We start from the raw sequence: 5,460 nt of genomic DNA, 5'->3' as shown, positions 1-5,460 counted from the left end.
GACGCCGGAGGTGCGCGCGAGAGTCTATGACAAAGCTCGCGTCACCATCGCAGACCAGCTGGCCAAGAAAACACCGCCGCTGGCGCCGTCGGTCATTGCCCAGCATGAGCGGACCTTGGAAGATGCCATTGCCACTGTCGAGCGGGAGTATGCAAGGCCTGCACCGGGATCCGATCCACTGGCCGAACTGGAGGACATCCTCTTCTCCGTCGACCGCAACCGGAACCTGCCTAGTCAAACAACGACCAGCCCAGAACCCGCCGTCAATGCGGCGAATACGGGCGAGAGCATAGAAGCTGCGCTTGCCGACGCACTTGAGGTTGCACCCATAAGCTCACAATCTCAGGCAGATTCTGCAGCGGCATTTAGGTTTGGCAGGCCTTCCCAAGGGAGCCCGAGAAGGACCAGGCGAAAGCGACCTGCTCGTGAGAGGCCGCCCGAGCCGGCCATCACTGAAGGTCCTAGATTTGAATTGCGCGGAGGCAAGCTGGCTGGCACCACGGTGCCCCTTGGAAACTTTAGCGAGAAGGCGCAGGCCGCACTGCATCGGAATTTACGGGCCGTTTTGGCAGAGTCTGAGGCGCAGTTCGCAAAGATGGAAAATAAGTTTCCAGAACTGGTTAAGGCTGCTCGGGAATACACTGCACTAATAGCGCCAGAAACGAATAACTTGGACGTGGTCTCCATCTACGCGGTAGGCGCCTCATTGTTGAGTTTCGCAGACGCCTATCGAGAGCAGAATATCGCGCTAACGCTTGCGGAGCCGATTGAGCCCCAAACTGCCGCTGCGCTACAAGCCATTACCAGAATTCACGGCGCGTTCATTATGGGATTTGAGGAGGGCGCCGAGCTAGTGCGCAAATCGGACGAGTTCCTCCTCGATGTTACTCGAATCCGCGAGATCGAGGTTCCAGGCAACGCGCTTCTGGAGAGCTTTGTCACTAATAGCAGAATTATCGAACAAGAAACGCTCCGTGCGAATGAGCCCGTCCGCGATTATGTCGTGCAATTTGGATGGAGTGGTTCTCGAGCCGGATATTCGGCATATGTCTCGGTAAGAAATATCGTTATTTCGTCCACGAAGATACTGTTTGGCGAACTAAGTATTCTTGGCGTCCTCGGAGGCGCCGTAACAGTGTCCGCACTGGCTGGGGATCCAAATATGGAATTTATCCGAAATGTTGTGCCGATATTGCGGGCCAATGCCGCAGACTTATTGACTTTTTTCAACCACTCACCCGAGCTTCGTTCTTACATAGAATGGGTAATCCAAACACTGGAGCAGGATCACAAGCTCGACGAATAGCATGCAATGCCGTGAACTGGATCACGCCGCACGCCGCTTACGCTTGCCAGGCGGTCCAAATTCCCGCTCGGCCCAAATCGGACGCTCAGGCGGGCGGAAGCCGATATGAAATTCGTCCATGTAGTCTAGCAAGTCATGGCCGATGCGATGCCATGTCTCCTCGGCCAACTCGCGCGGAACCTCACGGCGGTCTTCGACAATTCCCGCTTCAACAAGCTCGCTGAAAAAGTCGAATCCGCTCATCATGTACATCAACCACGCCTTGGCCTCGTCCGGTCTGGCTTTTGCCTTCCTGCGTCTAACGGGCATTTGTGTTTCCTTATTGTTGACTGCTGCACCACGCTAGAAGCGGGTCGAAGCCAGCCGTGTGGCACTCGGCCTCGAGCCGAGCGCATTCAGCTTCCTCTGCAGGTGTGCGTTCCTTCAGTTGCCACAGCACCCACACGCGGCGCAGGGCGTCGACAGGCATGCCGTCTTTGCGTCTGTCGTTTCTCCGTCGGACTGGCACTAGGCGCGACTCCCGTAATCACGGGTACGCGGCGCGCGGGGAGCCTCTACCGTGTCGATATCCAGGCCGAGTTCACGCACGCCGCGCATAAACGCAACGCGCGCATCCCTCTCGATAGCGACAGCCGGATGCGCCTTCTTGGTGCCGAAGCGATCCGTAATGACGATGCCGTCAGCCTTTAAAATCTTGCGTGCTTCCTCGCCGCGGTCGTGCGCCTCGGCCGCCTTCACGAGGATCTTGAAGTGATACGACTCGAGGTCAAAATCCGCGATAATTCCGGCAACCCATTTGCGCGTTGCCGCTTCCAAATGAGCCGGAATCTTGTGTTCCGACATATGGTTTCTCGCTATTTGAGTGGGAAATTCAGAACGATTCGGGGCAATGCGCATGCGTAGTGTGGGGGCGGCCCGGTCAGGCAGGTGTACTGCGCCAAGCCCTGACACACCCCCTCCCCATGCCTACCTGATGCCGCGCAGCCTGTGCGCCGCTTCCGCTTTGCGCCTGATGGCTGCGGCTGCGGCGGAGGCGTTGTGCTCGGCGCGACTACGACTCACGTCCGACTGCGAATACGCCGGCCAAACCACCGCAGACACTTCGAACAGGTCAGCTTCCAATATGGTTCGCTCGGGCAGCGCATCGTAGCTGTCTGGTTCTGCCCAAACCTCTTTCCGAACCAAGAAGCCAAAGCTCATCCCGTGAGTGTCTTGCCGACCGATGGACGACAGAGCCAATGCTGCGTCTGGATTTTCAGGATCCAGATCGGCTGAAAACCATAGACCCATCCGCCCTTCATCCCGCAGCTGCAACGTGCCGCTTTTGGTGCGTGCAAGTGGTCTGTTTCCGTCATGCCCCCACAGAAACACGACATCACTCAGATCCTTAAAGGCACCGGGTGCGATCCTTTCAATGAAGGCTTGGCCGATTGTTGTTGGTTCATTGTAGCGGACAGCAAACCCGCTAACGGTGTTACTTACCGCCATGCTTACGATGCCTCTTCTCAGCGGCATCAAGCTTGACGCGCTTTGCGATTACCTCTGGGGCCTCGCTGCGGGTGGTGTAGCCACTATCGCCTGGCAACTTCACCAAGCGGGCACCCGAGCCTTTGCGGCGCTTATCTGCGTATTCCGCGCGCTCGTCAGACTGCATAGCCGGCCTCCCTTATGTAGGCCGCAATACGGCGATCGGCCTCGCGCGCACCGCCGAGGAAGAACGGCTTTGGTGCGATGTGGGCGACTCTAATGTCTTCAGCCTCCGCGGCGCCGCAAAGGTCGTCAAAGTCCCGGTGCGCGGCATCTAGGACGCGCATAGCGTTGACCATTGCCGCAATGCGCTTATCAAATTCCGGCTTTAGGATGGCGCACGCGTCGCGATTTGCGGCAGTGTGCGCGTCCTTAATTCGCTGTTCGAGGATCCGCATTGCGGATTCAATGTCCTTGATTTCGGAATTTACTTCGGCCAGACGCTTCCGGTTCAGCGCCTTCGATCCGGGCGCGTCGCCGAGAAGGGCGGCGATGGATGGCCGAACCTCGCGGCTCGTGTCCGCGGCAATTTCTTTTTCGAGCCGGCGCTGCTCGGCGACGCGGCCCGACATGACGGAGTTTAGGTCAATGCGCTTGGCAAGTAGCTCGCCGTACACCGAGTTTGCCTCTGCAAGCGACGGGACGATGAACGGTTCTGATTTCTTGAGGATGGCCATCGTTATTTCTTTCCAAAAATGTCGCGCACGGCGTCCACGAATGCGCTGCCGGTAATAGTGGTACTCTTGCGGTGTCCAGCGTGCTGCCATGCCGAGGCATCAGCCCCCGGCGCAACGAAGCGCTTGGTGTTACCGCTGGTGGCGTCGTGAATGGACACCTCACGCCAATTACTGACGACTTCGATCCGGTCGCGGCGCAGCAGATCCGCGCTACCGTGAATCGCGACGTCGGCCATGATGTCCAAGGCACGGCCGGCAGTATCAATGCTGGCGGGTGCGCCAATAAGATCGATGCCGCCAGGCGTAAGAGCGCGATATCGCGTAACAGCGTCTGGCGCCTCGTGAAGGGCCGTATCGGCGGCGAGCGCGATAATCAGCGACACGACATCATGTGCATCGAGTTTAGGTGCGATGCCCGGCGCCCCGACAGGAATTACGCCACGCTCTTGGAGGCGGCGAGAAATGGTAATACTGCGAGATTTTGGAAATCCAAGATAGTGCTCGATCGAGGTCAAGCAGGCTTTAAGCGTAGCCATGCATTGGCGCTCCTTTCATCGTTTGAAATTACGTATGTGATGGACAAAAAAACACCGCCGCAGCCGATACGGCTGGACGGTGTAGGCGCACGCAGTTTGGCAAAGACGTGCGCAAAATGTTCCCGCCTGCGGAACTGCCGCAATGGCGGGCGCCGGTGCGCTGGCGACGCTGACTGGCGAGGCGCAGTAACCTGGGGAGGAAACCTGCGCGAACTGTTTAGGGTAGCTTCCTACCCCTCATATTATATCGGATTGAAATGCAAAAAGGGGACACGCTAGGCAGCTTTTCTGTACCCATTATCATTCGCAGCAAGAATTGCGTCGAGCTTCTCGCAAGCGTCTACAACGAGTTTCTTGCCATGACGTTCTGCGTTCTTTCCTTGCCTGCCGAACGCGATGCCGATCTCCTTGAAGTTCGCAGCGTCTAGCGCCTTGTCCAGCACGCTGGCCGTGTCCTTGCCGACCAGCTTGCGGATGTCTGCCGCCCACTCGCGATCGATAATAGGATCGGGGCAAGGCAATGAGCCGGGGTTATTATTACCCATGCCGACCGTTGACTCTATCTCTGGCGGTTCGCCCTTTGCGCCACGGAACTCGTCGGAGGGCCGCCGCCATGTTTTTCCCTGCCGATACCGGACAAGCGAGCCGGTGGGCATGGGGACTTCGCCCCTCACCGGTTTGTCGAACTTCAGAACGGTGCACCTCTCGACCTGATCGCCGTTGCTAAATTCAAGCCCACGAATGCGCTTTACAATACGGTAGGTGCGGCGCGGTGCCCTTTCTCCAGATGTCTCGCTCGCCACGTGGATCGGGCCTATCGCGGTGCCCCATTCGACGTCGCCTCCGATAGCAACTCCACGGTGGTATTCGACGTCCTTCTTCTTCCAGACTTTCGGCTCGAACTCGCGCCGAAGTTCGTTTTCGTTTGGCCGGATTTCGCTGACCGTGTCTAGAAGTTGCGGCGAAGGCTCGTCGTGCTCGTCAAAATTATTGTCATTGTCGGCATGCAAATCGTAGCGCAACCAACTTGTGGCAAGCGGATCGTCTGGCTCAGTGGCGCGCTTCCAGGTCATAAGGCTTTTCAGCTTCCCTGAAAGCTTGTCGTGCCGCGCCCGCGTTGTCTTCGCCTCCCTTGGCAGTATCTTGCCGTCGTGCTTCGGAGCATTGGCCGCCCAAAGGGCATAGGCTTTGCGGTACGTGGACGGAGTCCATGTTTTGTCGGTAATGAAGGCCATGAAGTTCCCCAGGTTTTTGAGAGCGGCCCGCCAGAGCCGTAAGTATACTAAATATAGGTTTGAGACGCGAAAGACTCAACTCTACACGCTAGATGTGGTAGGTGTGGAAAACCGGAAGGGGTTCCAGCCCCTTCCAGGGTGTTCCACCCTGCGGGGGGTATAAGGGGGGGTGGAAGAAC

Annotated in this window: 6 protein-coding genes and 1 pseudogene; 1 reads left to right on the top strand and 6 read right to left on the bottom strand. The window is 57.7% G+C overall.

What is annotated here, in order from left to right; genetic code table 11:
• Positions 1-1,306: pseudogene (locus E5X88_RS33195) on the top strand (hypothetical protein); the annotation flags it as partial.
• 21 nt (positions 1,307-1,327) lie between these two features.
• Here the strand turns inward: E5X88_RS33195 and E5X88_RS33190 are convergent.
• The 6 genes from E5X88_RS33190 to E5X88_RS33165 all read right to left on the bottom strand — a co-directional run bounded on the left by E5X88_RS33190 (position 1,328) and on the right by E5X88_RS33165 (position 5,281).
• On the bottom strand, positions 1,328-1,558 hold the full coding sequence (locus E5X88_RS33190) for a hypothetical protein (protein ID WP_292168475.1): 231 nt from the start codon (positions 1,556-1,558) through the stop codon (positions 1,328-1,330).
• A gap of 255 nt (positions 1,559-1,813) precedes the next feature.
• Positions 1,814-2,149 carry a P27 family phage terminase small subunit gene (locus E5X88_RS33185; RefSeq protein ID WP_292168474.1) on the bottom strand — a complete coding sequence of 112 codons (336 nt, stop codon included), beginning with the start codon at positions 2,147-2,149 and terminating at the stop codon, positions 1,814-1,816.
• Between the two features lie 123 nt (positions 2,150-2,272).
• Positions 2,273-2,794 carry an HK97 family phage prohead protease gene (locus E5X88_RS33180; protein WP_292168473.1) on the bottom strand — a complete coding sequence of 174 codons (522 nt, stop codon included), beginning with the start codon at positions 2,792-2,794 and terminating at the stop codon, positions 2,273-2,275.
• A 155-nt stretch (positions 2,795-2,949) separates the two neighbouring features.
• On the bottom strand, positions 2,950-3,510 hold the full coding sequence (locus E5X88_RS33175) for a hypothetical protein (RefSeq protein WP_292168471.1): 561 nt from the start codon (positions 3,508-3,510) through the stop codon (positions 2,950-2,952).
• Positions 3,511-3,512: 2 nt separating this feature from the next.
• A complete protein-coding gene (locus tag E5X88_RS33170; RefSeq protein ID WP_292168470.1) occupies positions 3,513-4,046 on the bottom strand; it encodes a hypothetical protein in 534 nt (177 codons plus the stop codon).
• 275 nt (positions 4,047-4,321) lie between these two features.
• Entirely contained in the window at positions 4,322-5,281 is a 960-nt protein-coding gene (locus tag E5X88_RS33165; RefSeq protein ID WP_292168468.1) for a hypothetical protein, read from the bottom strand.
• Positions 5,282-5,460 lie beyond the last annotated feature (179 nt).

Origin of the sequence: Mesorhizobium sp., from assembly GCF_004962245.1 — a bacterium.
Taxonomy (GTDB): domain Bacteria; phylum Pseudomonadota; class Alphaproteobacteria; order Rhizobiales; family Rhizobiaceae; genus Mesorhizobium.
Note: the sequence above shows the minus strand (reverse complement) of the source record. Positions and strands in the feature narration are given on the sequence as shown.